We start from the raw sequence: 26443 nt of genomic DNA on the forward strand, positions 1-26443 counted from the left end.
GGCTACACCGGAACATGAAAAGCCCCCTGCCTTAAGGCAGCATGTGCCCTAAAAACGCAACATCCCGCCATGCAGGGCGCATGGCGGGATGCTTCGGGCGCATCATTCAGCGCAGGGTGGCTCAGCCCTGCGGGCCGTCCGTCAGCGGCAGGCGCGTCAGGATCGTGGTCAGACGCTGGGCGAAGCCGGTGGGGTCCTTCGGGCTTTCACCATCCTGAATCCGGGCCATGTCCATCAGCGTCAGCGCAATATCCTGCACCGGGTCGCCATTCTTCACGCGGGTGGCGAGATCGGCGATCAGCGGATGGGCGGGGTTGACCTGCAGCACCGGCGCGGTGTCGGGCACCTGCTGGCCGCTGCGCTTCATCAGCCGGATCATCTGCAGGTCCGGCCCGGATTCGGGGGCGGCCAGCACAACGGCGCTGTTAACGAGGCGGTTGGTGCCCTTCACGTCGGACACCGCATCACCCAGTGCTTCCTTCAGCGCGGGGATCACGACTTCCAGCGCGTCCTTTTCAGCCTGCGTTTCCTCCGGCGCGCCGAACTTTTCCAGATCGGTGTGGAACTGGCTGATATTGCGGATCGGCACGTCCTTGTACACGCCCAGCCGCTCGGGCCAGAACGAGTCCACCGGGTCAGACAGCAGCAGCACCTCGATGCCGCGTGCGCGGAAACCCTCAAGCTGCGGCGAGGAAGGCAGCATTTCCGTGCGGTCGCCGGTCAGGTAGTAAATGGCTTCCTGCTCGGGCTTCTTGCGCTCAAGGTAAGCATCAAGCGTGGTCCAGCCTTCCTGCGTGCTGGAGCGGAAGCGGGCGATGGCGGCGAGTTCCGTGCGGTGGGTCGCGTCGTCCCAGATGCCTTCCTTGAAGGTGGGGCCGAAATTGTCCCAGAACTTCTCGAAATCCGCCTCGTCCTTGCTGCGGGTCTTGAGTTCCGAGATCACGCGGTTGGTCACGGCCTTGCGGATGCGGGCGAGCACCGGGGTGGCCTGCAGCATCTCGCGCGAGACGTTGAGCGGCAGGTCCTCGGTATCGACCACGCCAGTTACAAAACGCAGCCACGGCGGCAGCAGGCCCGCATCATCGGTAATGAACATGCGGCGGACATGCAGGCGGATCTGGCTCTCGCGCACCGGCTCGGCGAACTCGAAGGGCTTGCTGCCGGGAATGAACAGCAGCGCGGAGAACTCCATCGTGCCTTCGGCATGCCAGTGCAGCGTGGCCCAGGGCGTGTCGAAGTTGTGGCTTACGTGGCGATAGAACTCGTTGAGCTGCTCTTCATCAATTTCGCCACGCGGCTTGCGCCACAGCGCGGTGCCCTTGTTGGCGGACGTTTCCTCGCCATCATCCTTGACGATGGTGATCGGCCACGAGATGTGGTCGGCCCATTTGCGCACGATGGTTTCAAGCTGCCACGAATCGAGGAAGTCGTTCGCATCTTCCTTGATGTGCAGGATGATGTCGGTGCCCGCCTTGTCACGCGTGGCGGGGCTGATGGTGTAGTTGCCCTTGCCGGTGGAGGACCAGCACCACGCCTCGTCACTGCCTGCGCGGCGCGAGATCACGTCTACCTTGTCCGCCACCATGAAGGCGGCATAGAAACCCACGCCGAACTGGCCGATCAGGCTCGGCTTGTCCTCGGGCTTGGCGTTGGCCAGTTCCTCACCAAAGGCACGGGTGCCGGAGCGGGCGATGGTGCCAAGGTTGCGGGCAAGGTCTTCCTTGCTCATGCCCGCGCCATCATCGCTGATGGTCAGCAGGCGGGCGTCCTTGTCGGGGTTGATGCGGATCTTGGCATCTTCGGGCAGGGCGCGCGCGCCATCGGTCAGGGCCTCGAAGCGGCGCTTGTCGGTGGCATCCGCCGCGTTGGCGACGAGTTCGCGCAGGAAGATTTCGCGCTCGGAATAGAGCGCATGCACCACAAGGTCGAGCAGGCGGCCGACCTCGGCGCTGAATTCATGCTGTTCGCCCGTGGCTTCGGGTGGGGTCGTGGTGGTCTGTTCGGTCATGGCTTATCCAGTCTGTCTGTTGCACTGCATCAGGTTACAATTTGTATTGGATATGGAAATCCCGGTCGGTTTTTCAATGGCCTGCATGCACAGCGCCCGCAAGCCATGCAGGGTGAGACTGCTTGCTGACCGGCCTGGCCAAATGCCACCCTTTTGAAAAAAGGCGACACCCAAAAACCTTTCCTGCTTTCACCAATACATTGTCTTTAAACGATTTTAATCAAAATCCGTGGGCAGGTCGGGGTTGGCGGCATGTTCGAACATGCGGGTCAGCTGATGGGGCAGCACGCGCCCAAGCGACAGGTCGGTAGGCAGGCTGTCGGCTGCAAACCAGCCAATCTCCGATGTCTCGATACTGGTCTCGGCGCTCCCACCGGTCAGTTCGCAGATGAAACAAAGCGTGCAGCATGAAAAGGGTGCGGGCGGATGGCCCTGCCGGTCGCGGTCCCACACGGCGGCGAGCTTGGTCACGCGCACGCTAAAGCCGCTTTCCTCGCGCACTTCCTTTACCGTATTTTCCACCGGGGTCAGGTTTACATCCGCCCAGCCGCCCGGCAGGGTCCAGCGGTCATGGTCCAGCACCTCGCGCACCAGCAGCATGCGGCCCTGCGCATCAAACACGGCGGCGCGCACCACCAGCTTGGGCGTGGCATAGCCGTCCTGACTGGTGAACAGGTCGAGCACGCGCTCCATGTCGGCATGACTGCCCGCGGCCATCATATCGGCTGCGATCTGCCTTATGCTTTCATAACGTTCGCGGTCGAACGGGCTTTCGGCATAGGTCAGGCCGCTCTGGGCCAGCGCCTGCAGGTCACGGGCCCAGATGAGCCATTGCGGGGTTGTCATGCATTGTCTCCTTGTGGCGTCCAGCCGGGCGGGGCCAGTTCAAACTGGCTGAAAACGAAGGCGGGGGCCACCTGGCAGCCCATAAGGCTCCACGCCCCCTCGCTCTGAGCCGCCTGCCATGCGCCCGGTGGCACCACCGCCTGCAACACCTGCCCCCGTGCTGGCAGCGGGCCAAGCACGATCCGCTCGATCGCGGCACCCTGCCTTGCGGCAATTTCCAGCACAAGCGGGCCGCCACCCTGCCAGCACCAGATCTCGGCTGCATCAACGCGGTGCCAGTGCGAGCGCTCGCCTGCCGCCAGCAGGAAACTGATGGTCGAGACCGCGCCACGCGGGCCATCGGGCGGGGTATCGCGCCATAGTTCGCGGTAGCTGCCGCCTTCGGGGTGGGGTTGCAGGCCCAGTAGCTGCCGCACGGTCTCGGCAGGGGTGTTGGGATCTCGCAAATCTGTCATGGGGGTTCTGGCTCCGGTCATGATCGCATGCTCCGGCGTAGCCCTCCTGCCGCCAGGCTGCAAACGGCAGGGGAACAGAGAATAAAAGTTTCCGGGTGCCGCCTTTTTTCAAAAAGGCAGCGTTCTTTAAAGCTTTTTGGAGGAAAGCTTTACCTCTGGCCCTGAGGCGTAAAAGCGAGGGTCTGGTCGGTATAGGTTTCCACCACCTCGCTGAACGGACGGCCCTGGCCGTCACGCAGTACCGCGCGCTGGCGCACGATTTCAGCCGGAGCCACGATCATCGTGCCGCCCTGCCCCACAACCGGTCCCGGCCATGGCGACCACAGCCGCGTAAACTCCAGCCGCTCGCGCGTAAAGTGCAGCGGCGCCACCACATGGCCGAAGGATGTGTCGGTTCCCTCCAGCGTGGCGTTCATCTGCGGGGTCAGCAGGGCGGGCACATACCAGTTATCCGCCACCGAAAGCACATATGGCCCGCAGACCAGCCGCACCTGCCGGTGCCGCACCGGTTGCGCAGCACTCACGCCCAGATCGGCCCGCACCCGCGCGGGCACGGGGTCGGGCTGCGGCAGGGCGACCTTCTGCGCCACGACAACGGGGCGTGCTGCCATATGGTGGGTAGCGCACCAGTCCTCCAGCGCCAGCGTGGCGCTGGGGTGGGTGAGCAGGGTTATTTCCAGTTCCTGCACGCTCATCATCAGGCGCGCGCGCTCGGCTGGCGTATCGGACCATGAAAGGCTGGCCGCCAGCATGGGGCTGGCAGGCAGCAGGCCCGCCCCCATCATCGCCGCTACACATACCCCCCTGCCCATGACATCCACCCTCAGGGCGCCATGGTCCGGCCATGCAGATGCATGGTGGTCTGCTGGCTGTCATCGGTGGCGCATGACGCAAGCCACACGCGGAAGGTGCCCGAGGGCACGCTCCACCGGTCATGTTTTCCATCGAAATGGGCCAGCAGGCGCGGCTCAAGCTGCACGGAAACCTGACGGCTCTCGCCCGGCGCCAGGCTGATGCGCTGCCAGCCCGCCAGGCGGCGCGCGCCACCATCGGGCAGGCCAACATAGACCTGCGGCACATCCACGCCCGCCCGCGTGCCGGTGTTGTGCACGTTGAACGTGGCCGTAACCTGCCCATGGCGTTCCGTCACCTTCAGCCCATCGGTGCTGAACGTGGTGTAGGTCAGGCCATAACCGAACGGATAGAGCGGCTTGAAGTGATTGCGGTCGAACCAGCGATAACCGACATCGCTGCCTTCGTCGTAAACCAGTTCCTGATCGGTATGGAACTGCATCTCGAACACGTTATCTGCCGTAACACCTGCAATATCGGGGTGGGCCAGCTGAGATTCCGCCTGCGGGAAGGTCATGGTCAGGTGGCCCGAGGGCGCAACCTTGCCAAACAGCAGCCGGGCAATGGCCGGACCACCGCCCGAACCGGGGAACCATGCCTCGAGCACGCCCGCCACGCTGCTGTTCCACGGCATCAGCACCGGGTCGCCGGTTTCCATCACCACCACCGTGCGCGGGTTGGCGGCGGCCACGGCCGTAATCAGCGCATCGGCATTGTCATCAAGGTGCATGCTGGGCGCGTCCATCCCCTCGAAGGTGAACTGCGTGGCATATACCACCACCACGTCAGCCGCCCGCGCGGCCCGCACGGCAGAGGCGATACTGGTGCCGGGATCATAGGTGATCCGGGCACCGGGCGCCTCGGCCTGCATGGCCTTGAGCGGCGAGGACGGGAAATAGACCGGATCACCCGGCCATTCCTTCTTGCCCGGCCCCTTCACCGCCTCGCCCCCGATGGGATCGACCTGGCTGGAGCCACCGCCCGAAATCACGCCCGCATCGGCATGGCCACCAATGACGGCAATGCGCGCGGTAGGCGAAAGCGGCAGGATGTTGCCCTGGTTGCGCAGCAGGACCGCGCCTTCTTCCTCATCCTTCTGGGCCACGAGGGTATCGGTCACGACATCAAGCGGCCCGCGCTGCGCCGGATGGTCCACAAGCCCCGCCGCGAACAGCGCGCGGACAACGCGCTCCGCCATGTCGTTGATGCGCGCTTCGGGCACGCGTCCGGCCTTGACGTCAGCAGCCAGCAGGGTGCGGAAATAGGGCCGGGCATCCGTATGGTCACCTGCGGATTCCTGATCCAGCCCCGCCAGCGCCGCCCGCGCGGAGGAATGCGTGGCCCCCCAGTCGGACATGACAAAGCCGGGATAATGCCAGTCCTGCTTCAGCGTCTTGTTCAGCAGGTACGGGTTTTCACACGCATACAGGTCGTTGACGCGGTTGTACGAGCACATGACCGCGCCCGGATGCCCGGTTTCAAGCGCGATCTCGAAGCCCAGCAGGTCGCTTTCACGCATGGCCACAGGGTCGATATCCGCGCTCATGGTCATGCGCGAGGTTTCGAGGTCATTCATCGCATAATGCTTGAGCGTGGAGATCACATGCTGCGACTGCACGCCTGCAATGGTGCTGCCCACCATGCGCCCGGTCTGCAGCGGATCTTCGCCCGCATATTCAAAGTTGCGGCCGCCACGCGGGTCGCGCGTCAGGTCCGCACCGCCGCCAAGCAGGATGTTGAAGCCGCTCTGCCATGCCTCGCGCCCGATCATGACACCGGCCTGCCGCGCCATGTCCATATCCCACGTACTGGCCGTGGACTGGCCCGACGGCAGCGAAACCGCTTCACCATTCCTGCGGATATGCGCGGGGTTGCGCACGCCAAGCCCCGCATCCGAAATCTGCAGGTCAGGCAGGCCCGAACCCTGGGGCGCGCGCAGGTATGCAGCCGACCCCAGGCCACCGGGAGGGGCCACGCTGCCGTTAAAGCCGCCGCCATCAACACTGAACAGCAGGGACATCTTGTCCTCAAGGCTCATGGAGGCGAGCACCTGCCGCGCCCGGGCATCGGCCTGGTCGCCCCCGCCATCATGCGCATGCCGGGCAAAGGCGGGCGCCTGGGCCAGCGCCATGCCACACGCCACGGCGGATAACAGGAATATCTTGCGGGACAGTCTCATGTGGCTGGCTCCTCCTTCAGGGGCTGGACAGTGACGACACGGGCAGCCGCCCGCCATCTCCTTGGCCCATTTGTGAAGCACCCTGCCCCCACGCCGCATGATCTAGCGCAAAAACAGGGCAAAGAGTGGAGGCCATATACGCAAAAACCCCGCCTACAGGGCATGAACACGCCTGTGGGCAGGGTTTTGACGCAAATGGCGCGACTGGTAAGGTCAGGTCGCGGCGCTGCGGGTGCGCATGTACAGGATGACCGTCTGGGCCGGGACCGAGTTCAGGTCTTCCGCGTCGATATCACGCGTCACGACATAATCACCGAAGGCGCCGGGCTGCGACGTGATCCAGCGGCCATAAAGCCCTTCCAGCACCGGGGCAAGCCATGTGCCGGCGGGTTCGCCCGCGCTGCCCACCTGCGGCAGGTCTTCATGCACGATGCGCATGGCCTGTTCTTCCGCCAGCAGGTCCAGCTTTACGTAGCCCCAGTTGATCATGGCCAGCAGGGCGTTCAGCTCGATCTGGAGCTGGTGGATGGTGTTGCACAGCGGCGGCTGGAAACGACCAGCCATACCCCGGCCGACCTCGCGCAACAGGTCATTCCTGACCTCGATCCCGGCCTGATCATCGATCTCCCAGGACAGTGCCTGCAGGAAAAGCGAAAAGTCCGGTTTTGCGTTCAAAGTTGTCATTACTGGTCCATAATAAGATAGTGTGCGGAAATCATGGCGCCGCTTTCAGTCCAGTTACCGGCCTTCTGATAGCGCCCCGAGAGATCAAGACGAACATTGCGTGTAAAGCGATAGCCCACCCTAGCATTAAAGCCGCCCGTAAGACCAGCAATACTATCCCCGGGATAGTAGGCGCTGTTCACCGTTTCCTGCGACAGATAATCCGTTGGCAGGGCATTCTGCACAAAGTTCGATGCAACGTAATTGGCACCGGACTGCAGCAGCGATGACGTGGGGAAGAAGGGCGCCGCGTGTTCATGGAACACCTGGTAGCCCACGCTACCCGTCACATCCCAGTCCAGCCGCTTGTGCTGGCCCGCATAACGCACCGGCACGGTTGCCGCATAATAGGACTGCGGCGAGAAGTAGCCGCCCTGCCCATAGGTATAGAAATCCTCGTTATGGGCATAACCGAAATAGGTCAGGCTCACGCCAATGCGCACCAGCATGTTGGCGTTATGCCACACCAGCGTATTGGCGCCGATGCCGGCTTCGCGCTCGCTGTTGCGCTGCACGTTCTTGCCGGTCTGGATCGCGTAGCCGCCACCACCATACAGGATGGTGTTGCCCAGCGTCGCCTCGACCTGACCGTGGAAGTGGTTGGTCACCACCCCACCCCATTCGCTACCCCACTGCTTGGTCAGGTCATGACCATAGACCTGACGCGCGTAACGACCGACCTCGCTGTTGTAGTTCGGATCACGCAGGCCACCATAGGACAGCACGCTGTTGGTGATCGACCGGCGCTCGGCGCTGACACGGAACGTGACCGGCCCCACGCGCGGCGAGAACTCGACCCCGCCCAGCACGTTGGTAATGGGGAAGCCGATGGGCGAGGCGCCGACATCAGCGCGCACCCAGCTATTGCCGAACTGCACATCCGGCGCAAACCCGGCCTCGCCTGCACCAGCCGCGATGCGCTGGGTATGGTTGGCGCTCAGGAAATCAAGCCCGCCACACGAACTGTGGCCCGCGCACTGGTTGGCAGCCTGCGTTGCCATGAACGTGCCATAACGCGGCACATCATAGACGGAGCCTGTGTTGAGCTGGCCCGACCAGATCATGGTTGGCGTGATCGAGAAGGTCAGGGCGGAAGCACCGGCCTGCAGCGGCAGGCGGCCCACGATGGGAATGTTCGCTTCCGTCAGGCGGCCCATGCCATGCTCGCCCGAACGCGACCGGAAGCCCAGCCCACCATCAATGGAGGGTGCAAGGTTTTCACGCAGCGTGTGGATCTGGCCAGCAATGGAGGAGAGCATCTGGTCCGACGTATCGGGCGATGCCGCCTCGGCACTGTAGGAGCCACCGGTCACCGGCGCGCCCAGTTCCACCTGATGCCCGTAGCCACGCGACTGGAACGGGTTGGTCGATGGCGGGGCAAGCGCTTCTTCCTGCGCCCCGACCGGACCAGACGCGGCCCGCGTGCCCTCGACCTGCTGCAGGCGCAGGTCATAGGCGCGGCGCAGGTCCTCGATGGTGCGCTGACCATGGCCATCGGCCTGGTCAGCTACGGCCATGGCCAGCCAGGCGCGGGCATCCATCGGGCTTTCCTGCACGCCATCCATCGCGAGACGGGTGGCAAGACTGTTGTGGTTGCTGTTGACCGCCGCCTGCACCGCCGCCTGCCGCGCATCAAGATCCTGCGGGTTGTGGCGCAGCACCGCAAGGTCGATCTCGAGCGCCTTGCCCGGCTTGCCGTGGCCGTTATACAGCCGCGCGAGCGCCAGCTTGGGCGATGTCGCCTCCGGGTCGGCCTGCAGGGCGGGCGCCAGATGATCGTAGGCCTGCGCCTGATCGCCACGCTGGTTGAGCAGATCGGACTGCGCCACCGAGATGCCCATGCGCAGTTGCTGCAATGTCTGCATCTGCTCGGGCAGCAGCGCATTGCCCGCGCCCGAACCCGTGCCATCCCCCAGCGGGGCCAGCAGGCGTGCGGCTGCCACCGGGTTGCTGATCTTCATGTATTCGGTGGCGTAGGACAGGCGCTGGTCGGGCGAAAGGTCGATGGTGCGCGTCGAGGCGATACGCAGCGCCATGCGCGCATGCACCATGTCGCCACGCTGGCGGAACAGGTCGGCCACCGCCACGCCACGCGCGCCGGTCGGATCAGGCTGGGAAAGGGCCTCGCGGATCAGCGGCACCGGGTTGGATACCATCGACAGGCGGCTGGCCAGGTCCTGCTTGATTTCCATTTCCTCGGCAATGGAACGGATCGCGGGGGAATAATCCGCGGGCGACAGACCGGCCAGAAGCTGGCGGGTCATCGCATCATTGCCACTGCCATAGGTATACAGGATACCGGCCTGGCGGTCCTGCGCGGTGACAGGATTGGCCAGGATGGGCTGCATCACGCGCCCGGCTTCAGCCACATCGCCCTGCTGCTGCAGCGCATTGGCAAGGTTGATGCGCACCCACGGGTCACGCGGGGCCTGGGCCATCGCTTCGCGCAGGATGGAAACCTTGCGCGCTGAATCCGATGTCTGCGACGCTGCCGCCATAAGGCCGGAAACCTCGATTTCCCCGACCTGGCTGGCATATTGCGGGCTCACACGCGACAGGAGCTGGCGTGCTTCCGCCGTGTTGCCCTGCGCCATGTCCACCCGCGCCAGCCCCATAAGGGCCAGCTGGTTATTGGGCTCACGCGACAGGATGCCACGATATTCCTGCTCGGCGGCGGCAACCTGCCCGGTCGAGCGCTGCAGGTCGGCCAGCATGAGGGTCGCGCCGGTGTACTGCCCGGGCTGGCGGGCCAGCGTGGCAAGCTTCTGCTTGGCCTCGGTATACTGATGGGCGGCAATCAACTGGCGAACGGCGGCATAGTCCCCGCTGACCGCCATGCCCGCAAGCGCCGGGCGCCAGCGATCGGCAGTCTTGGGGTCGGCGGCCATCGCCTCTTCAAAATAGCGGTGCGCCTCGGCGGTATCGCCCTGCCGCATGCTCACGAGGCCCATGCCACCCAGTGAATCAGCATCATGGGAGTTGATCTGCAACGCCGACTGGAAGGACTGTTCGGCAGCGGAAAGACGGCCCGCGTTGAGCTGCTGGTAACCGGCCTGCCGCGCAAGCCCCGCCTTGTCCGGCGGGCCGCCGGGGGGGTGAAGCATGTGTTCGCGCAGCGCGGCATCATTGGGGTGGGCGGAAAGCCACTGCTCCATGAGGGGCTGCGTATCGGGATTGACCGGCAGCCAGCTCAGGGTCTGGCGATAGGACTGCGTCGCGGCGGCAGCTTCGACCGGGGCCTGACTCTGGAAGGATTGCAGATCCTTGAGCCGGGTCAGGCCTTCCATGCGGGTCGAGGTATTATAGGTCAGGGCCTGGGCAAAGGCGAGCTGGGCGCGGTAATTCTGCGGGTTGGACGCAACGATCCCGGCCAGCCCCGCGCGCGCCTGGTCCCACTGGGTCGGCACGCCCGCCATGGTCTGGTAGTATTCCACCGCAAGCGAACGGGGCGGCTTGCCACCGTGGAACAGCTTCTGGTACCCCGCCACCGCCTGCGCGTTCTGGCCCGAACCCGCCAGCGAACGGATCTGTGACAGGTCGCTTTGGGAAATGGCCCGCTCGCTGAGCAGATCGCTCAGGTTGCTGACCGCCGTGCTGGCCGGGGCCACCTGCTGCAGGTGGCGCAGGGTATCGGCAGCGGCTTCGCGGTTGCCAACGGCCGCCTGGTATTCACCCTCCACTTCCAGCACGTCAGGGGCATCGGGGGCGATGCGCTGCGCATTCTGCAGGGCCTGGCGGGCATTGTCATATTGCTGCTGCTGAAGCCAGAAGCGTGCCTGCTGCAACAGGATCTGCCGTGGGGCCGCAGCCGGACTCGCGGCTGTGGAAGTCACGGCAGTGGAAGCCTGCTGCGCCCGCGCAACAGGAACCGCCACCAGCACCGTCATGCAACTGCTGGCCAGCAGGGCACCAGAAAGCGAAAGGGCGTATCGCCTGTTCATGATCACGTTCTCTGCCTTTCTTCCTGCAACTCCCGACGGCGGCGCAGAGCATGCTTGGTCAGGGCGCGCATCAGGACAGCCACCACCAGAAGGCAACCGAACAGGCCAACCACGACCACGCGGCTGGGATGGTTGTGCATATACCAGTCAGGCTTGAGCCACAGCGGCACGGTGCCAACCGTATACAGCGGCGAGCTGCGGTAGGAGGTCAGGTCATCCCCATGTGCCAGCACCAGATCACCCTGGATCTTGGCCTGGTTTTTCCGCTGCGCCAGGATCTGCACAAGGTTGTTGAGCCCCTGCCCGTCACCCGAAAGCAGCGCGAGAACGGTCCGACCCGATGCCAGCGGCGATTCCGCCTCGACCATCGCGGCCACGCCACCGGTCAGCGTGCTCTCGACATCGGTCGGGGCCGTGCTGTTGATGGCCGACATGGGATCCTGGAAAAGGTTCCACACGCCGCTCAGCGTCGAACGCAGGGCCATGTGCAGCCGCCCATCGGAAATCTGATAGGCCGAATTGCTCAGCAGCTGCGAAACATCACCGCTATTGGCCAGCGTGGACAGGACAATCAGGTTCCGGTCCGCCACGTCATTCACATGGTCGCTGGAGACCACATCAACGCCAGACACCGGATACCATGTCGTCGCCCCCATGAAGCCCATGAGGTCGAGATAGGCGCTGACAATCATGCCATTGGGGTGTTCGGGCAGCACCACGGCCGAGCGCGACAGGTCGGCATAGGTGGTGAACGGAAAGCCCGCACTGGCCATGAAGGCGAGGTTGGGCATCTGGGTGATGTGATAGGAGTTGGACAGATCGATCGTCGAATTGGGATCAATGCCCATATGGAACGTGCTCGGGCCGGGTTTGCAGCCCGGCTCGACCATCGCCGCCATCTCGAAATAGAACAGCAGCTGGTTCTGGCCAAAGACCCGGTAGGTCGGGATGGGCATGGTGTGCTGCTGCACGCTGTCATTATTACGATGGCCAAGGCCCACCCCATGCAGGAGCTGGTCCAGCGGTGAATCCGGCTCACGCAGCGGATAGGCCTCGAGATAGGTATCGTTGATGCCTACATTGAGCGACGAGCGCGACACATCCACGATCGGCCCCGGCGGCGCGCGGAAACGGACGTTCAGCTTGTACGGCCGATCGCGCCACGTATACAGGTCAGGCGAGACACGGAATGGCACCGCCAGCGCGCCAGGGGCGTAACCTTCAGCCTGCAGGGCGCTGTCTGGCACCAGTTCGCCCAGGCGGACCGGGCGGTTGGTCGGAATGAAGGAGGGCGCGTCATTCGCCACGCGGGCCCCGACCTCGATCGGCGCCACGTCCATGCGGTTGGCTGTCGGCAGGGTGCTCGAACCAAAACCGATGCCCTTGCTCGCGGTGATGACTTCATCACGGTCGCGCCCGGTTACGAGCAGGATCGTGCCGTTGGGGTCGGATGGATTGGCCACTTCCATAAGCGTGGGGCCACTGACCGCCTGGCGCCCGAGGGCGGAAGGCAGCTCGTCAGCCACGCCGACAACAACGGCGTTGCCCGTTTGCGGAATGGTGGAGAAGACCGGGAAGGTGACGCCACGGTAATCGGTCTGCTGGCCGAACCACGATGCCAGGATGCCCGTCGCCTTCAGCACTTCGGGATCAAATGTCTGTGCGAGAACGAACGGAATGACGATCTTCTGCTTTACGTTCTTGTCGAAGAACGGCTGGGGCAGACGCGACAGCTGGCGATGCGGGGGAAGCGGGATGGTGGTGATCTGCAGCTCGGAATGTTCGGACACGCTGGCCCAGAGCAACCCGTTGCTGGGGTCCGTGCAGCCCTTCGAGCTTGAAGCGAAGCTGAAATTCAGCCGGTTGCCACTGATGAAGAAGATGGGGTTGATATCAAACGAGAGCGGCCCAAATGTAGGGTGTGTGGGGTCAGGCCGCAGCGTGCCGATGAACTGTTCGTTCAGCGTGATCGTGACCGCGCTGGTGTCAGGCTGGAGGCTGGGCGACATCGCACCCGACACGACAAGCCGCGCCGAAGTCACGAGCTGGTCGGCCGGAATACCGAACTGCAGGCCCTGCAGCGTAGCAGCGCCCTGCATTTTGAGGGCACTCTGCGCACCAAGTTCCCTGAGGGAATATGTATGCACCGTCGCCACGTCAGACCCGGCGATGGCGTTCTCGGCATTGTCCACGACCGCATCAGCCGCGCTGGCTGCTGAGGCATCCGCCGCCGGGGTTGTGGCGGGCGGGGCGGCACTCGCGGCTGCGGGCGGAGCAGCCTGCGGCGGTGCGGCAGGGAGAGGTGGCAGGTCTGAACCTGCGGGCTGCGGAGCTGGCGCCTTGGAAGCAACAGGCGCAGCCTGTGCCCCCGTTGCAAAGACCAGCAGCGCGATCAGGGACACCATTTTCATATCACGAGGCCGCACGGCTGATCTTTCCTTCTTGTGTCTGTCCACTGTGGATGGTTGTGGGCTCCCTGCGCTCAACCGGTAGTGCAAGTGGTTTCTTTTTTGGACGACTATTGGCCATTATTTTGCCTTTTTTGCGGAACAGCGCCTTAATGCTGAGCAGCAGGCTCCACAGGCTGCGTAGCGGTCTGTCATCCTCATAATTGTTCCATTGCAGCCAGGCATCAGCCCGCCCGAACACGAAGCGGACAATATCGCGTTCCGTATCAAGGTCATTATTGTCCCATGTGAACACGGCCTTGCCATTCGTGCAGCGCAGCATGGTGGCGGGAATATCGATTTCCTCGCCATCAAGCACGGCATGGATACGTTTCTTGACAGGCCCCGTGGTGACATCGGGCAAGGGGATGTGCACGGCAACACCACCCATGGAAACATCCTGGGTCATGCCGTGCGTCGCATTATAATAGGTATGGGGCTGCCCTTCGGCAGGCGCATCGTAAACCGTTACCGGGATATGCGCTTCGACACGATGGTTGTAACGGACCTGCTTGGTCTCGCGCCCCACGGCAATGGCAGCGAAAAGGATGATGAGACTGATCAGCGCCCAGGCGCAGTTCAGGAGATAAGCGTTCCTGGCAATGACATCGAGCTGATTGAAACGCACGATCAACTCGAACAGACCGATCAGCAGGCCACCCATCATGATGGTGGCGAAAATGATGTTGGGGTAGGTCGCCCCAAGATCGAACTCTTCCTCCTCAAGCACGCCGCCCTTTTCCGTCACGTTGAATTTGCCCTTGGAGGGGAACAGCAGGGTGACGATGGTCACGCGCACCAGGAACAGCGCCATGGTGGTTTCGTACACCTCACTCCAGAACGAATAGCGCCAGCCCTTGTTCACCTTGGCGGCGGTTGCAATGGAGTGGAACATGTGCGGGAGGGCATAGGCCGCCACGGCCAGTGGCGCGGCGGCGATGATGTTCTGGCCCGCAAACAGGAACGCCAGCGGCGAGGCAAGGAAGATAACGCGCGGAATGGCGAAGAAGAACGACGTCATGGCCGAAAGATAGCAAAGCCGCTGGCCCAACTTCAGGCCGCGCCCGAGCATCGGGTTATCCACGCGGAAGATCTGGATCATGCCGCGCGCCCAGCGCATGCGCTGGCCGATATGGGTGGTCAGTCGCTCGGTGGCCAGACCACTGGCAACGGGAATGCGCAGGTAAGCGGTGGACCAGCCGCGGCGCTGCATGCGCAGGGCGGTATGGGCATCTTCCGTCACGGTTTCAACCGCAAAGCCGCCGATCGATTCAATGGCCTCACGCCGCAGGATGGCGCATGAGCCGCAGAAGAAGGTGGCATCCCAGAAGTCGTTGCCATCCTGGATGACGCCGTAGAACAGGTTGCCTTCCGGCGGGGTGCGGTAGCCCACGGCCAGGTTACGCTGGAACGGATCGGGAGAGTAGAAGTGATGCGGCGTCTGCATCAGGGCGATCTTGCGGTCAGCGACCATCCACCCCATGGCGATCTGCAGGAACGCGCGTGTCGGAATATGGTCACAATCCAGGATGAGAATGTAATCGCCGGAAGTCCGCTTAATGGCGTGGTTGAGGTTACCCGCCTTGGCGTGCGCGCTGTCGACACGCCCGATATACAGGGCGCCGCAATCCTTGGCGAACTGCTCGAATTCGGGCCGCACACCGTCATCAAGGATATAGACATTCACTTTATCGGGCGGCCAGTCGATGCCGAGCGCGCCCAGCACGGTCAGGCGCACGATGCTCAGCTGCTCATCATAGGTCGGGATGAAGATATCGACAGTCGGCCAGTCGTCAACATTGTCAGGCAGGGGCAGCGGCGCACGATGAAGCGGCTGGATTGTCTGGAAATAGCTGAGAAACAGCATGTACAGGGCATACAGCTCGGCCATGAGCAGGATTACGCCCAGTATGCCCTGAATCCATGTATTGAAGTCGAGCGTTTCGGTCAGGCGCCATGTCAGGTAACGCAGGGAAACCAGCGCGGAGAGCACCTCGAGAAAAATCTGGGTGCGCCGGCTCTTGCCACGCCCGACAACAAAAAAGATGACAACACATACAGCTGCCACAATTAGCTGCTCATTATTGTTCAGCGTAACCGTGGTCGCGGCAATAAGTGCACAAAGCCCCAGCGCTCCAACTATATAGCTGGCCCCACGCAGTGACAGTATCTTGTTGGAGATGCGGCCTAGCCTACTCTCCGTGGGTACTGGCGACTGAACCTCTGACATCAATAGCTCGTCCGATAATAAATACTGATAAAACAGGTAGATATATTCAAAAGAAAACCGTCAGACGCATTCGGTCCGTCATGTCGCCTTTCGGCCCGCCGCTTGTGCGGGATGGGGAAAACCTTCCCCCTTCTTTCCTTTGGCAGGCCGGGAGCAGACTGCTCCCGGCACGGTGTCAGGATTCGCCGTTCGTGCCTTCACGCTTGCGCAACAGGGCATCACGCAGGCTGGGCTTGGGCACCAGCCGATCCGTGGCCCGACCGCCAAGGGTCATGAACACTTCGGTCAGGGTCGGAGAATTGTCGGTCGGTGCAGGGCGGCCTGCCTGACTGTCATTCGGGGAACTCTTGTCAACTTTGGTCATTGTGGTCACCTTGGAAACAGGTTTTGAAACAGGCCGGGACACCGGTGCCGACTGGAACAGCCTTGCTGCGGGCGCCCGCTCACTTCCCGCACCAAAAAAGAAGCCTGGCCCTGTCAAACGCTGCCCACGCTGCTGCTGGGCCTTGGGCACGGGGGCCCAGTCCTCTGCTGCGATGGGGGGCGTGGCTGAAGCCGAGCCAAAAGCCGGGGCAGGACGGGGCGCCATGAAGGAAGACACCGCAGGTTTGGGGGGCGTCACTGGCGACAATGAGGGCCGCTCCTGCCTGACCGGCTGCGCCACGGCAGCAACAACCGGGGCCACGGGCGCGGGCTGCGGCGGCACGGGGGTCGCAACTGGCTGAGGGGCGGCCGCATATTCCGGAACCGTTACGGTTTCGGCGTGCGTGGCGGCATAGGTCTCGGGTTCGGCTGCGGGCGTATCGTCATGCGCAACATAAGGCTCGGGCGCGGCCTGTTCCGGCTCCGGCTGTGCGGCATAGGCATCATGCGCGGCAGGCGTGTAGGCTGTTTCCCCGTAGTGCTGCGGCTGTTCTGCTGCCTCAACAGGCGCAGCCTCAGGCGCTGCCGGGGTGGAATAGGTATCATCGTAGGAAGAAACGAAATGCTGCGATGCTTCTTCAGCGGCAGGAGCGTGCTCGGCTGCTGCGGCCTGCTCTGCGCCAGACTCGTCGTGCCTGACTTCTGGCCTGGGCGGGCGCTTCTGCTTGAAAGGGCGGTAGTGAAAACCTGCACTGCTGATACCGTAGCCATCCGTCAGCATACGGTCGACATCCTGCTGGTTGTCGATATTCACCTGCGTTCCTGCTTCCTTTTCAGGTGTGCTCACATCCCATCTCCCTGGTTCCGGGCGATATAGGCCAGCATCGTCAACGCGGCCGAATAGTAGTCGGGCGCATGATCGAGCGTGGGCAGTTCACCCGCCGAGGCCAGGCCCGTGCATGACGCCACCGCCAGATAGCCCGGCGGCGCATTATAGGGCGAACGCGCGCCGTTGGTCAGATCAACCCAGCCCGGCAGGGCGGATGCGCCATAATGGTTCCAGAACCGGCTGAAATCCGCCAGCAGTTCCGGGGTCAGCATATGCGCCCAAGACAAGTAGAGCGGCACGCGAATCGCATCATACGAGAAGCGCGGCGGCCAGCCCTTGGCAATGGAGAAGGCGTTGGTATGCAGGTTGATCGACAGCCAGTCCGGCGGGAGCTTCCATTCACCGAATCGTCCCTTGGCGATGATCTGCAGCCCGTCGCCCATCACCTTTGTCCACTTCGCATCACCCGTGAGCGCAAAGGCCTGCATGAGGGAGGGCATGACGTAATAGGACAGGTTCAGCGTGACCGTATCCTTGGTGAGAAACCCGACAGCGCCCGGCAGCAGCACCGTGTAGGGGCCGACGGACTTCGTCATGAGTTTCAGCACGTCGCCATAGATGTTCATGGCGTCCTGAATATAGTCGGCGCGCTTCCATCGCTTGCCGGCCCAAGCCAGGGCGAGGGCAATGAGCAGGTCCCCGTCGGTTGCGTTGTTCTTGTCGGCCACGGGCGGTTTGTGCCCGTCAAGGTAACGCCAGGAGAACAGGGCGTCATCCTTGTGCTGCAGGTTGGTGCGCGCCCAGACCCAGATTACCTCGAACGCCGCCTGGTCGCCCGCCGCAGCGGAAAAGAGCATGCCGTAGCCCTGCCCCTCGCTGTGGGATTCGCCGCTATTGCCCGTATCGATGATGCGCCCGTTGGGATGAAAATACTTGTCCCGGAAAATGGCCCACTGCTGGGCGATCTGCGGGTTGATGCCAATGGCATCATCAGCTTCAGCGCCGGAGGAAAGCATGGGAAAGCTGCCAGCCACAGCCATGACGGACAGAAAGGAGCGACGCCCCATCCCGGATACATGTTTTTGCAGCTTCATAAAATCCAACAGCATCTACCACCACACCCTCAAGAAGTCTGAACCCACGCCACTGCCTGGCCGAACGCCTGCTGCGCCCTCAATACCCTGCCACGCCATGACGCCTTAATCGGAAACTCCTCCATCCTGCAAGTCGAAGGCGACCATTCCGGGACAGACTTTATTACTGAAAAGGAGCATAACGTCTCTCCCCCCAGCGGCGAAACCGCCACCAGCGCCACAACTGGCTACAGGGAAGAAAAAGTTGCATTTTTGTCACGCAGGGGCAAATGGCCCTCTGTAAAAACCGTTGATAATTCCTAAGGAAATTAAAGAAGAGAAATATGGCAAACGATCGCCGTTCACTATGGTGTCATCTTTTGCAAAATTAAAAGACGGAAAATATTTTTAAATTTCAGACGCGATTGATCTGGATCAATGCTTTTTAGCAGACGGGCAGACCGCAGTATATAAGATGCTTTTATTATATATTAATATAAATAAAGTTGCCTTGCCATAGCGCAGACAGGCTTCTGGCAAAGATATTTATAAAAAAACGAAGTACATACGAAAAACCCGCCTTGCGGCGGGTTTTCATCAGTCAGTCTTTTATTCAGCCAGAACTGGCTGGCGTCCCGTAGGGGATTCGAACCCCTGTTGCCGCCGTGAGAGGGCAGTGTCCTAGGCCTCTAGACGAACGGGACAAAAGGCCGGTAGCCGCCTTCTAGGCGATGTTGCGGGGGCATGCAAGCAAAGAATCACGCACGCCCCGCATTTGTGTTCAGGGCTGCCCCAGCACCAGCCGCGCCGTGATGCGCCGCGCCAGTGGATCCCACACGATGATGCGGTCAGCCACGCCGCCGCCTGTCAGCGCCACGGCCAGCAGCCCGTCCGCCCGCGCGGTGAGCGACCGCACGCTCGTGCCGGGCGGCTCGTCCACCACAAGCGCTGCCTGTGCCGACATGTCCGGCCCGACCGCCGCCACGGGACCTGCCCCCGCCAGCGCGGCTGCTGGCGGGTGGGCAGGGTGCATCATGCGATGCACCAGAACCCCCACCAGCGCCAGCGACCCGAGGAACAGCAGAACCCCCATGCCGATCACTGCGGCGAGCAGCGCGCGCGATCCCTGTTTTTCCATTCCGTGCTTTCCGTTCCCGAATACCGTTTTTTCCGATAGACACATGCCATGAATGACACTGCCCCCCCTGCCCCGATCATCGCCACCGCCGATGATGCAGGCCAGCGCACCGACCGTTTTCTTGCCAATGCGGTCGAGAGCCTTTCGCGCTCGCGCATCAAGTCCCTTATGGAAAGCGGACACCTGCTGCGCAATGGCGATCCGCTGCGCGACCCGGCCGAACCGGTGCGGGCAGGCATGTGTTATGAAATTCACATCCCCCCCGCAATCCCCGCAACGCCGCAGGGCCAGGACATCGCGCTGACCATATTATATGAGGACCGCGACCTGATCGTGCTCGACAAGGCCGCCGGCATGGTGGTGCACCCGGCGCCAGGCAATGAAGATGGCACGCTGGTCAACGCCCTGCTTGCCCATTGCGGCGCGAGCCTGACCGGCATTGGCGGCGAAAAGCGCCCCGGAATCGTGCACCGGCTGGACAAGGACACATCGGGCATCATGGTCGCGGCCAAGACCGAAATGGCGCATCAGGCCCTGTCCCTCGCCTTTGCCGAGCGCCGGATCGACCGCGCCTACGAAGCCCTGTGCTGGGGCATCCCCACACCGGGCAGCGGGTCGTTCGATGGCGCGATCGGGCGCGACAAGCGCGACCGCAAGCGCATGGCGGTGGTGACCGGCGACAGCGGCAAGCACGCGCTCACCCACTACCGGGTGCTCAATACCTTCCACGGTGGCCTTGCGCATGTGGAATGCAAGCTGGCCACCGGGCGCACGCACCAGATCCGGGTGCATTTTGCCCATGCCGGGCATGCGCTGGTGGGCGACCCGGTCTATCTGCGCCGCATTCCTGCCGCCGCCCGCGCCCTGCCGCCCGGCGCGAAGGCGGCCGCGCTGGATTTTGGCCGCCAGGCGCTGCATGCACGCAGGCTGGGCTTCATCCACCCGCGCAGCGGCGAGGAGATGCTGTTTGAAAGCGCGCCGCCGGAAGACTTCCGCCAGCTTCTGGCCGATATTGCCTGATTAACAGGCATATTCATTGACAGGAGCAGGAACAATGCCTATGTTCGGTGATTGTTCGCCGGGGCCGACGCCCCCAGGCTAACTGGACGTCCTGTATGGAACTGCCCAGGATGGGGGTTGCATGCAGGGACGTGAGAAGTCCAGTCGTGCGTCTAGCAGAGTGATGATGCAACCCGCCCGGTCACAATGACGTTGAGCCGGATTACAGCTGCCCCCATCCCTCTGGTACAGGAGTCCGTTGCAATGGCCTCTTCTGCTCTTATTTCCGGTCCCGAAAACAACCTGTCCAAATATCTTCGGGATATCCGCAAATTCCCCATGCTCTCCCCCGAGGAGGAGCTTCGCCTTTCCCATCGCTGGAAGGACAAGGGCGACACTGAAGCCGCCCACAAGCTTGTCACCTCCCACCTGCGCCTCGTGGCCAAGATCGCCATGGGCTATCGTGGTTATGGCCTGCCGGTGGGCGAACTGATCAGCGAAGGCAATATCGGGATGATGCAGGCCGTGCGCCGCTTCGACCCCGATCGGGGCTTCCGCCTGGCCACATATGCCATGTGGTGGATCCGTGCCGCGATACAGGAATACATCCTGCATAGCTGGTCACTGGTGAAGATCGGCACAACCGCTGCCCAGAAAAAACTTTTCTTCAACCTGCGTCGCCTCAAGGGCCAGATGCAGGCCATTGACGATGGCGACCTCCAGCCCGAGCAGGTCAACAAGATCGCCCAGTCCCTCGGCGTGCCCGAGCAGGACGTGGTGAACATGAACCGCCGCCTCGCCGCCCCCGACCACAGCCTGAACGCGCCGCTGCGCATGGATGGCGAGGGCGAGTGGCAGGACTGGCTGGTGGATGACAACGACAACCAGGAACAGACCCTGGCCGAGAGCGAGGAATATTCCGGCCGTCAGGCGCTTCTGGCCAATGCCATGAAGTCGCTCAACGATCGCGAGCGCCACATCCTGACCGAGCGCAGGCTCAAGGATGAACCGGCCACGCTTGAAGAGCTGTCGCATGTCTACAACATCTCGCGCGAGCGGGTGCGCCAGATCGAGGTCCGCGCCTTTGAAAAGGTGCAGGCCGCGATGAAGACCGAAGTCGCATCACGCCGCGCCCGACATGCCGAGGGGGCTGAAGCCTGAAGTAAAGGCGACGGTCTTTAAAGCTTTCTGGAAAAAGCTTTACCAAACACTTTTAAAATCAAAGCCCCGCGTGCCATTGGCTGCGGGGCTTTTTCTTTAAGATGTCACGCCTGCTGAAAACAGTAAGACGTTTAAAGCTTCAAAGGAGTGCTGCCTTCTGGCAAAACGGCAGCACTCCAAAACGCCTGTTCCGCTCCGATCAGTCCTCGAACGGGTCGCGCATCAGGATGGTGTCGTCGCGTTCGGGGCTGGTGGAAAGCAGGGTCACCGGCGCCTCCACCAGTTCCTCGATGCGGCGCACATACTTGATGGCCTGCGCGGGCAGTTCAGCCCAGGAGCGCGCGCCCTTCGTGCTGTCTTTCCAGCCTTCCATCGTCTCGAACACCGGGCGGATGCGCTGCTGCGCGCCGGGAGCCGAGGGGAAGTGCTTCGTGGTCTTGCCGTCGAGTTCGTAGCCCACGCAGATGCTGATCTCGTCCAGCCCATCGAGTACGTCCAGCTTGGTCAGGGCCAGGCCATTCACCCCGCCCACGCGCACCGCGCGGCGCACCAGCACGGCATCAAACCAGCCACAGCGGCGGGGGCGGCCCGTCACGGTGCCGAATTCATGTCCGCGCTCGCCCAGCGTGCGGCCCATGTCATCATGCAGTTCGCTGGGGAACGGGCCTTCGCCCACGCGGGTGGTGTAGGCCTTGGCAATGCCCAGCACGAAGCCGATGCTCGTCGGCCCCACGCCCGCACCCGTGCCCGCATTGGCGGCCACGGTGTTTGATGAGGTGACGTAGGGATAGGTGCCGTGGTCCACATCCAGCATCACCGCCTGCGCGCCCTCGAACAGGATGCGCGAGCCGCTGCGGCGGCTGTCATCGAGCAGGTCCCACACAGGCGCCATGAAGGGCAGCACGCGGGGGGCGACACCATTGAGGAAGTCGAGCAGTTCCTGCTTGGTGAAGGTCTCGGCACCCAGCCCCTTGAGCAGGGTGTTGTGGTGGAGCAGCAGTTCGTCGAGCTTCCAGTCCAGCGTTTCCGGCTCGGCCAGATCACACAGGCGGATGGCACGACGGGCGACCTTGTCCTCATAGGCGGGGCCGATGCCGCGCCCGGTGGTGCCGATCTTGCGCTCGCCGCGGGCGGCTTCGCGCGCGCGGTCAAGCGCGCCATGCACGGGCAGAATCAGGGGGGCGTTTTCCGCAATCTTCAGCGTCTCGGGCGTCACCTTCAGGCCCTGGGCGGTCACGCGGTCGATTTCCTTGAGCAGCGCCTCGGGGTCAACCACCACGCCATTGCCGATCACGCCCATCTTGCCGCGCACGAGGCCCGAAGGCAGCAGGGAAAGCTTGTAGGTCTGCTCGCCCACAACCAGCGTATGGCCTGCATTGTGGCCGCCCTGAAAGCGCACGACCACATCGGCGCGGCTGGCCAGCCAGTCCACGATCTTTCCCTTGCCCTCGTCACCCCACTGGGTGCCGATCACGGTCACGTTGGACATTTCATGCTCCTTGATATGCTGCCCGGCAGCCACTGCGCGGCCAGCCGGAAAAACGGGGTCGGTTCAGAAAAAAGAAATCAGTCGAAACTTCAGGCGCCATCCACCGGCACGAGCTGGCCATTCACCACCACCTGCGTGCAGGCCAGCAGGGCCGCCTGCGCCAGCGGGTCTTCATCCGGCCCGAGGGCGCTGACCGTGGCATAGCCCGCAGCCCGGAGGGCAGCCGCCTTTTCCGCTGGCGTGCCCCATGGCAGGAAGATGCGCGTGCGGCTGGGCAGGGCCGGCGCCGCGCGCAGGATGATGTCGGGCCGCAGGGTAATGCCACAGGCCGGTTCATCATCATTGGACAGGTAGCGCCCGCCCCGGCCCAGCTCCTCGCGCTGGCCTGCGGCATAAACGCTTACGCACACGCCGGTATGATACTGCCAGCCGCGAAACTCCACCGGGTCCACCGTCAGGCGGATGCCGGGCACGCGGGCCTCGATGGCGGCAACGGTGCCCGCCAGCCGCTCGCTCAGCGCGCGGACGGCGGGCGGCAGGTCAACCGCCGCGAGTTCAGCCAGCGCGCCCTGCGCCGGGCCTGCCGCATGCAAAAGGCGGATCAGCACCTCGGCCAAATCGCCGCCATGCCGTGCCACGGCAGCCGCATCCTTGCGGTCAAGCGCGCGCATGAGCGTGCTGCGCACAGGCCCCTCGAACCCGCCCGCATCAAGCAGGGCGGTGGTGAGCGCTGGCATGGTCAGGTCAAAGGAGACGCCGCGCACCTGCAGGGTTGCCAGGCACTCGGCGGCAAGGGCCACGATTTCCGCATCCGCATGCGGGCCATCGGGGCCGATCAGTTCCACGCCCGCCTGCGAGATCTGCCGATCCCCCTCACCCCGGTTGCTGGCCATAAGCACGCACGGCCCGGCATAGGACAGGCGCAGCGGGCGCGGCATGTCAGGCAGGCGCGTTGCGGCAATGCGGGCGATCTGGGGCGTCATGTCGGGCCGCAGGGCCATCATCCGCCGCGTATCGGGGTCCATCAGGCGGAAGGTCTGCGCCGCCACCGCCGCGCCCGAGCCAGACAGCAGGGTGGTCTCGAATTCCAGCAGCGGCGGGGTCACGCGGTCATAACCATGGGCCGCGAACACGCGCATCAGGGTCTCGACGCCCGCAGCCTCGGCCTCGGCCTCGGGGGGGAGCCGGTCCACGAACCCGGCAGGCAGAAGGGCTGGGTTGAACGGCGGGACATCAGTCATGGCAGGCCTATCGTGCTGCATCATGCCCGCAGGCACGCGGCCGGGGCATGATGGTTCGGACATGGAAAGGAGAAATGGAGGGATCAGGCGTGTTCGCGCCGCACCTGCTCATAAGCCCAGTCAAGCCACGGCAGCACGGCCGCGAGGTCTGCTGTCTCGACCGTGGCGCCACCCCACAGCCGCAGGCCCGGCGGGGCATCACGGTAGCTGCCCACATCCATCGCAACGCCTTCCTTGCCCAGCAGGGAGACGATCTTCTTCGCCGCCGCCGTCTGGGCTGCGTGATCGAGTGCTGCAAACCACGGGGCGACAATGCGCAGGCAGATGGCCGTGCTCGAGCGGTGCTCCGGGTTGGGCGCGAGGAACTGCGCCCAACCGGACTGCGCCTCCCATGCGGCAATCGCGGCAAGATTGGCTTCGCTGCGCGCGATCAGGCCCTTCAGCCCGCCAATGCTTTCGGCCCATTTCAGGCCATCAAGCGCATCTTCCACGCACAGCATGGAGGGCGTGTTGATGGTATCGCCTTTGAAAATACCCGCGATCAGGCCCTTGGCGTTGGTCAGGCGGAAGATCTTGGGCAGCGCGCGCGGCGCGGGGGTGGACACCAGGCGTTCCACCGCGCGGGGGGAAAGGGCCAGCATGCCGTGGGCCGCCTCGCCGCCGAGCACCTTCTGCCACGACCATGTCACCACATCGAGCTTCTCCCACGGCAGGTCCATGGCGAAGGCGGCTGATGTGGCATCACAGATCACCAGCCCGTCGCGCTGCGTGGGAATAGCGGCATCATAGGGCAGGCGCGCGCCAGATGTGGTGCCATTCCAGGTCAGCACCACGTCCCGCGACCAGTCCACCTGCGCCAGATCCGGAATCTCGCCATACCCGGCCTTGAGCACGCGGGCCTCGGGCAGTTCGAGCTGTGCAATGATGTCATTGGCCCAGGTGGCGGAGAAGCTCTCGAACGCCAGCACATCCACCGGGCGCGTGCCCAGAATGGACCACAGCACCATCTCGACCGCACCCGTGTCGGATGCGGGCACGATGCCGAGCACCCAGTCCTCGGGCATGCCCAGCATGGCCTTGGAGCGGGTAATGACCTCGTTGAGCCGTGCGCGCCCCTCGGTCGAGCGGTGCGAGCGCCCTACCAGCGCATCGGCCAGGGCATGGAGCGACCACCCCGGGCGCTTGGCGCACGGACCGGAGGAAAAGCGCGGATTGGCAGGCCGCACGGACGGCTTTGCAGTAAGGGCTTCAGGCAAGGGAGATAACGTCCTGTTCGCGACACGGCATTGGCACGGCAACACCGCCAACCGGTGCGCCAGACTGGTGCGAGAGGGGGGATTCGAACCCCCATGCCTTTCGGCGGTCGATTTTGAGTCGACTACGTCTACCGTTCCGTCACTCTCGCATACAGGCACCCCGCCCGGAGCGGGACGGATGATACCACGGCAATCAGTCCTTGGACGTCTTGCGGACCCGCTATATCACACCGGCGGCGGCGGCTCCAGCCCCAGCATCAACGCCAGATTCTGGATCGCGGCACCCGATGCGCCCTTGCCCAGATTGTCCAGTCGCGCGGTCAGCACGGCCTGGCCGAGTTCTTCATTGCCATGCACGCGCAGCTCCATCCGGTCGGTGCCCGCCAGCGCATCAGCCACCAGCTTGCCGCAGGGCTCGACCACACTGACACGGTCGGAGCCTGCATAATGCGCGGCCAGCACCGCGTGCAGGTCGGCCAAGCCGACATTGCCGGGCAGCAGATCGAGATGCAGCGGCACGGACACGATCATCCCCTGCGCAAAATGCCCGACCGAGGGCACGAACAGCGGCAGTTGCGCAAGGCCTGCATACAGCTTCATTTCGGGGATGTGCTTGTGGCCAAGCCCCAGCCCGTACAGCTCGAAGGCGGGACCGCCCTCACGCTCATGCGCCTCGATCATGCTGCGGCCGCCGCCACTGTAGCCGCTTACGGCATTGACCGTGATGGGGTAGTCATCAGGCACCAGCCCGGCCTTGACGAGCGGGCGCAGCAGGCCCACCAGCCCCGTGGGGTAGCAGCCGGGGTTGGACACGCGCGCCGCCTTGCGGATGCGCTCCGGCTGGGCCGCATCCATTTCGGGAAAGCCGTAAACCCAGGCCGGGTCGGTGCGGAAGGCGGTGCTGGCATCAAGGATGCGGGGCGCCTCGGCCCCCATGGCATCGGCCATGGCCACCGCTTCCTTCGCGGCGGCATCGGGCAGGCACAGCACCACCACGTCGACTGCGGCCATCATCTCGCGCCGGGCGTCAGCATCCTTGCGGCGGGCGGGGTCAATGGAGCGCAGCGTGACCGGCAGGTGCCGCAGCCGCTCGCGGATGCCAAGCCCCGTGGTGCCTGCCTCGCCATCGATAAAGACCGTTGCCTGTCCGTCGCTGCTCATATGCCATCTATCCTGATAAGAACTTCCCGCCTGGCGGTGCGCGATCTATACA

General features: G+C 63.6%; 18 protein-coding genes and 2 tRNA genes. 2 read left to right on the forward strand and 18 right to left on the reverse strand.

All coding sequences use genetic code 11. The features are described from left to right. Positions 1-121: 121 nt before the first annotated feature. From htpG to R5N89_RS11090, 13 genes are all read right to left on the reverse strand, one after another. Complete coding sequence (gene htpG / locus R5N89_RS11030; RefSeq protein WP_110566764.1) at positions 122-2008, reverse strand: molecular chaperone HtpG; 1887 nt, start codon at positions 2006-2008, stop codon at positions 122-124. Positions 2009-2224: 216 nt separating this feature from the next. After that, positions 2225-2854, reverse strand: a complete 630-nt coding sequence (locus tag R5N89_RS11035) for an NUDIX hydrolase (RefSeq protein ID WP_110566767.1) — start codon at positions 2852-2854, stop codon at positions 2225-2227. Next, entirely contained in the window at positions 2851-3309 is a 459-nt protein-coding gene (locus tag R5N89_RS11040) for a cupin domain-containing protein (protein WP_110566769.1), read from the reverse strand. Before R5N89_RS11040 ends, R5N89_RS11035 begins: the two co-directional genes overlap by 4 nt. Before the next feature lie 149 nt (positions 3310-3458). Then, on the reverse strand, positions 3459-4121 hold the full coding sequence (locus R5N89_RS11045) for a hypothetical protein (protein ID WP_110566943.1): 663 nt from the start codon (positions 4119-4121) through the stop codon (positions 3459-3461). Positions 4122-4132: 11 nt separating this feature from the next. Further along, positions 4133-6340: a beta-glucosidase gene (locus tag R5N89_RS11050; RefSeq protein ID WP_110566776.1), complete on the reverse strand. Its 2208-nt coding sequence runs from the start codon at positions 6338-6340 to the stop codon at positions 4133-4135. Between the two features lie 213 nt (positions 6341-6553). Next, entirely contained in the window at positions 6554-7024 is a 471-nt protein-coding gene (gene bcsD, locus R5N89_RS11055; protein ID WP_061271618.1) for a cellulose biosynthesis protein BcsD, read from the reverse strand. Next, entirely contained in the window at positions 7024-11004 is a 3981-nt protein-coding gene (locus R5N89_RS11060) for a cellulose synthase subunit BcsC-related outer membrane protein (RefSeq protein WP_110566779.1), read from the reverse strand. Before R5N89_RS11060 ends, bcsD begins: the two co-directional genes overlap by 1 nt. A gap of 2 nt (positions 11005-11006) precedes the next feature. Further along, entirely contained in the window at positions 11007-13409 is a 2403-nt protein-coding gene (locus tag R5N89_RS11065) for a cellulose biosynthesis cyclic di-GMP-binding regulatory protein BcsB (RefSeq protein WP_354680679.1), read from the reverse strand. Positions 13410-13416: 7 nt separating this feature from the next. Further along, positions 13417-15681 carry a UDP-forming cellulose synthase catalytic subunit gene (gene bcsA / locus R5N89_RS11070; protein ID WP_110566783.1) on the reverse strand — a complete coding sequence of 755 codons (2265 nt, stop codon included), beginning with the start codon at positions 15679-15681 and terminating at the stop codon, positions 13417-13419. A 175-nt stretch (positions 15682-15856) separates the two neighbouring features. Next, positions 15857-16891, reverse strand: a complete 1035-nt coding sequence (locus tag R5N89_RS11075; protein ID WP_244192028.1) for an endoglucanase — start codon at positions 16889-16891, stop codon at positions 15857-15859. Beyond that, positions 16888-17982 carry a glycosyl hydrolase family 8 gene (locus tag R5N89_RS11080; protein WP_110566785.1) on the reverse strand — a complete coding sequence of 365 codons (1095 nt, stop codon included), beginning with the start codon at positions 17980-17982 and terminating at the stop codon, positions 16888-16890. Before R5N89_RS11080 ends, R5N89_RS11075 begins: the two co-directional genes overlap by 4 nt. A gap of 592 nt (positions 17983-18574) precedes the next feature. Continuing rightward, positions 18575-18650: transfer RNA gene (locus R5N89_RS11085), tRNA-Glu, on the reverse strand. Positions 18651-18727: 77 nt separating this feature from the next. Further along, a complete protein-coding gene (locus tag R5N89_RS11090; protein ID WP_110566788.1) occupies positions 18728-19084 on the reverse strand; it encodes a hypothetical protein in 357 nt (118 codons plus the stop codon). A 48-nt stretch (positions 19085-19132) separates the two neighbouring features. Between R5N89_RS11090 and R5N89_RS11095 the strand changes: the two genes are divergently transcribed. After that, on the forward strand, positions 19133-20104 hold the full coding sequence (locus R5N89_RS11095; protein WP_110566790.1) for an RluA family pseudouridine synthase: 972 nt from the start codon (positions 19133-19135) through the stop codon (positions 20102-20104). A gap of 243 nt (positions 20105-20347) precedes the next feature. Then, positions 20348-21244: an RNA polymerase sigma factor RpoH gene (rpoH, locus tag R5N89_RS11100; protein WP_110566792.1), complete on the forward strand. Its 897-nt coding sequence runs from the start codon at positions 20348-20350 to the stop codon at positions 21242-21244. A 199-nt stretch (positions 21245-21443) separates the two neighbouring features. Here rpoH and R5N89_RS11105 read toward each other — a convergent pair whose 3' ends face one another. From R5N89_RS11105 to argC, 5 genes are all read right to left on the reverse strand, one after another. Beyond that, positions 21444-22733 carry an adenylosuccinate synthase gene (locus tag R5N89_RS11105; protein ID WP_110566946.1) on the reverse strand — a complete coding sequence of 430 codons (1290 nt, stop codon included), beginning with the start codon at positions 22731-22733 and terminating at the stop codon, positions 21444-21446. 89 nt (positions 22734-22822) lie between these two features. Next, complete coding sequence (locus R5N89_RS11110) at positions 22823-23974, reverse strand: ATP phosphoribosyltransferase regulatory subunit (RefSeq protein ID WP_110566948.1); 1152 nt, start codon at positions 23972-23974, stop codon at positions 22823-22825. Between the two features lie 83 nt (positions 23975-24057). Beyond that, positions 24058-25230, reverse strand: coding sequence for a phosphoserine transaminase (locus R5N89_RS11115; RefSeq protein WP_110566794.1), 1173 nt, complete (start codon positions 25228-25230; stop codon positions 24058-24060). 65 nt (positions 25231-25295) lie between these two features. Then, positions 25296-25379, reverse strand: a tRNA-Leu gene (locus R5N89_RS11120). Positions 25380-25455: 76 nt separating this feature from the next. Then, entirely contained in the window at positions 25456-26391 is a 936-nt protein-coding gene (gene argC, locus R5N89_RS11125) for an N-acetyl-gamma-glutamyl-phosphate reductase (RefSeq protein WP_110566796.1), read from the reverse strand. Between the last annotated feature and the right edge of the window lie 52 nt (positions 26392-26443).

Origin of the sequence: Komagataeibacter sucrofermentans DSM 15973 (assembly GCF_040581405.1) — a bacterium.
GTDB lineage: Bacteria > Pseudomonadota > Alphaproteobacteria > Acetobacterales > Acetobacteraceae > Komagataeibacter > Komagataeibacter sucrofermentans.

Coding starts and splice junctions, on each gene's coding strand:
- htpG (WP_110566764.1), bottom strand. CDS start 2,008: ATGACCGAACAGACCACCACGACCCCACCCGAAGCCACGGGCGAACAG.
- R5N89_RS11035 (WP_110566767.1), bottom strand. CDS start 2,854: ATGACAACCCCGCAATGGCTCATCTGGGCCCGTGACCTGCAGGCGCTG.
- R5N89_RS11040 (WP_110566769.1), bottom strand. CDS start 3,309: ATGACAGATTTGCGAGATCCCAACACCCCTGCCGAGACCGTGCGGCAG.
- R5N89_RS11045 (WP_110566943.1), bottom strand. CDS start 4,121: ATGGGCAGGGGGGTATGTGTAGCGGCGATGATGGGGGCGGGCCTGCTG.
- R5N89_RS11050 (WP_110566776.1), bottom strand. CDS start 6,340: ATGAGACTGTCCCGCAAGATATTCCTGTTATCCGCCGTGGCGTGTGGC.
- bcsD (WP_061271618.1), bottom strand. CDS start 7,024: ATGACAACTTTGAACGCAAAACCGGACTTTTCGCTTTTCCTGCAGGCA.
- R5N89_RS11060 (WP_110566779.1), bottom strand. CDS start 11,004: ATGAACAGGCGATACGCCCTTTCGCTTTCTGGTGCCCTGCTGGCCAGC.
- R5N89_RS11065 (WP_354680679.1), bottom strand. CDS start 13,409: ATGGTGTCCCTGATCGCGCTGCTGGTCTTTGCAACGGGGGCACAGGCT.
- bcsA (WP_110566783.1), bottom strand. CDS start 15,681: ATGTCAGAGGTTCAGTCGCCAGTACCCACGGAGAGTAGGCTAGGCCGC.
- R5N89_RS11080 (WP_110566785.1), bottom strand. CDS start 17,982: ATGCTGTTGGATTTTATGAAGCTGCAAAAACATGTATCCGGGATGGGG.
- R5N89_RS11090 (WP_110566788.1), bottom strand. CDS start 19,084: ATGGAAAAACAGGGATCGCGCGCGCTGCTCGCCGCAGTGATCGGCATG.
- R5N89_RS11095 (WP_110566790.1), top strand. CDS start 19,133: ATGAATGACACTGCCCCCCCTGCCCCGATCATCGCCACCGCCGATGAT.
- rpoH (WP_110566792.1), top strand. CDS start 20,348: ATGGCCTCTTCTGCTCTTATTTCCGGTCCCGAAAACAACCTGTCCAAA.
- R5N89_RS11105 (WP_110566946.1), bottom strand. CDS start 22,733: ATGTCCAACGTGACCGTGATCGGCACCCAGTGGGGTGACGAGGGCAAG.
- R5N89_RS11110 (WP_110566948.1), bottom strand. CDS start 23,974: ATGACTGATGTCCCGCCGTTCAACCCAGCCCTTCTGCCTGCCGGGTTC.
- argC (WP_110566796.1), bottom strand. CDS start 26,391: ATGAGCAGCGACGGACAGGCAACGGTCTTTATCGATGGCGAGGCAGGC.